This window comes from Arsenophonus nasoniae DSM 15247 (assembly GCF_000429565.1).
GTDB classification, from domain to species: domain Bacteria; phylum Pseudomonadota; class Gammaproteobacteria; order Enterobacterales; family Enterobacteriaceae; genus Arsenophonus; species Arsenophonus nasoniae.
The window spans coordinates 1-2,334 of record NZ_AUCC01000181.1 but is presented as its reverse complement, the minus strand read 5'-3'; the positions used below and the strand labels follow the sequence as shown (position 1 = coordinate 2,334).

At 41.3% G+C, this 2,334-nt stretch carries 3 protein-coding genes; 1 reads left to right on the top strand and 2 read right to left on the bottom strand.

All coding sequences use genetic code 11. The features are described 5' to 3' along the window. Window positions 1-107 precede the first annotated feature (107 nt). Both G468_RS24980 and G468_RS0117160 read right to left on the bottom strand, forming a co-directional pair. The gene (locus tag G468_RS24980) at window positions 108-809 is read right to left on the bottom strand and encodes a hypothetical protein (protein ID WP_246067193.1); all 702 of its coding nucleotides are present in this window, start codon (window positions 807-809) and stop codon (window positions 108-110) included. A gap of 65 nt (window positions 810-874) precedes the next feature. Further along, window positions 875-1,633: a BRO-N domain-containing protein gene (locus tag G468_RS0117160; protein WP_026824058.1), complete on the bottom strand. Its 759-nt coding sequence runs from the start codon at window positions 1,631-1,633 to the stop codon at window positions 875-877. A 288-nt stretch (window positions 1,634-1,921) separates the two neighbouring features. Here G468_RS0117160 and G468_RS0117150 point away from each other — a divergent pair, with 288 nt between their 5' ends. After that, window positions 1,922-2,266, top strand: coding sequence for a CCDC90 family protein (locus tag G468_RS0117150; protein WP_026824057.1), 345 nt, complete (start codon window positions 1,922-1,924; stop codon window positions 2,264-2,266). Window positions 2,267-2,334: the final 68 nt, after the last annotated feature.

Here is a 2,334-nt window from a genome sequence, read left to right as displayed (position 1 = left end):
AGTAATATTTCTGCATTTTCAGCATAGCGATGTGTGCCACAATTAATCGGAATATCGCTGTAGGTTTCTAAATCGCAAAATAGTAAATTTTGCATAATCTATCCTTATCAGGCGGTAACGGAAAAACGCCCCATTTTAGGGTGATACCACTGACTGCCGCGTTTCTCAGACTCAAGCATCATCTTATCCAACGCGTTTTTAAATGCCGCTTCATCAACCACCGACATTTGCGTAATTTGGCCACCTGGCGCTACATGGGGCACTTTTTTGTAAGGTACATTCCAAGCCATTACTAACTGCCGACATTTCGCATCGCTTAAGCCATATTTTGTTTTCAAATAGTTGTAGCCTTGGAAACCAGTGGGTATCGTGCCTTGTTTGATGTGTTCGATTTCTTCTGAGACTTGCTCTACCTGATGCTCGATACTCTTTAACCGACGCTCCTGTGCAACGTTCGCTAATGCCATTGCTGCAATAATTTCATTGGCGCTTTGTGGTTTACTTTGCTGCTCCAATTTATCAATCAGTGAGCGGCGAACGGCTTTCGATTCACGCGCGGCAACACGAAGTGCTTGTTTAAGCGTCATTTCGATAACTTCTGATTCTGTGTTGTTCATTTTTTGCACTACACTTTTTGTGTAGTACTCTCCTTCAAGCTCATCCTTAATTTTTTCAATAAATTTATTATTCCTGATCGGCGGTTCGCCGTGTTCTTTTCGTGTTTCGTTAACCATGCTCAGTAATTGTTGTGAGTCAATTTTTTCACCGCCGGACAGAGTGACATTTTGTGTGTTCATTAAATTTTGCATGTAAAAATTCCTCAATAATGAAATTGATGAAAGATTGCCCCTATAAAAAGGGGCGTTAAGATTAATTAGTGGCGTTCTAAGAAATGGGTCAACTCACCTTCGTACCACTGATCGGTGCGTGCAGTGATTATCCCGATTTGTTGATGGTGGAATTGCTCAAAAAGCTGTTTTATTTCCGCTAAAACGGTATCGATATTCTCACGCTTACGTAAAAGTCGTTTGATAACCTGTTTTTCTGCGTCGTTGATAATTTGGTGCAGTGACTCGGTAATATAATAAATACGGCGACACTCATCAGCCATTAACGGGATATGCGCTACCTGAAAACGCTCTGGTGATGCTGTGCCAGTTACTTCGCGCAACGCCAGCCACACCGCATTACTCCACGAACGCTCAAATCGAAAACCATTTGTCATACACCAGACTAAATGTGTCAGGTTACGGGTGTCTGAATGGCTAAAACGCTCTGAGGCTTTTGGATGGGGTTGAGGATGCTCATATTTGCCAGTTTTGCGGATTGATGGAAGGACTTCATTAAACACCCAATCCTGAAATTGTTTTGCTTCCAGCTTATTGCTACGGAAAATAACACGATAAAGATTAGGTTCGTTTACAAAAGCAAATTGCCGTCTCTGCCCATCTGACCTAAGGTAGATTTTTTCTACCCCAGCTTTATCTAACTGTTTTGAAAGCAAATCACTTGAGTTTATGACTGTCAAAGCTTTACAAACATCATTAAGGCAGAACCATGGTTCAGAATTAATAATCTGAACACGCACATCGTAGATATTGTTAAAATAAAATGATCTGAGTTGAGTATTCATTTTTACATCCTATATCAATTGTTCAATATCACCCATTGTTCGGATGGGCGGTCGGGTACTTGAACACCGGATATAGACGGCCAACAGTTTTCCCCAATAGGGTGTTGTATATACTGTTCGCTACCCGACCATAACAATCTATGGACGTAAAAAAACCGCATTACTTTCGGGAGCGGTATCCGCTATATCAAAAGGTGTGTTCAGCACCTGATATAGAATATAGCGCATGATTTCTTCTTTCGTCAATGGATATCGTTAGGTTATACTTACCAAAAAGGAGGATTCCCTATGGGTCAAGTTGCATTTGATACACAAGAGTTTGTCGAAACACTAGAGAATGCAGGTTTGCCAAAAGAGCAAGCAAAAGCAATTTCTATTGCTGTACGTAAGTCACATGAGGTTGCTGATGTAGCGACCAAAAGAGATTTAGAGGATGTTCGTAAAGAAATAGATACAAGATTCGATAAGCTTGATGCCAAAATAGACTCACAGATATCACTAGTTCGCAAAGACTTACAACTGGAAATGTCAGGCATTCGCGCTGAGCAAAAGTTAATGCGCTGGATGTTAGGCGCGGGTATTTTAGGTATCCTCTCTCTGGTGGTAAAAGCGTTTTTGATGCCAGCACTATAGTTACTATCATGGGTTATTAGCTCAGTGGGTAGAGCAGTGGACTCTTAATCCATCGGTCGCAGGTTCGA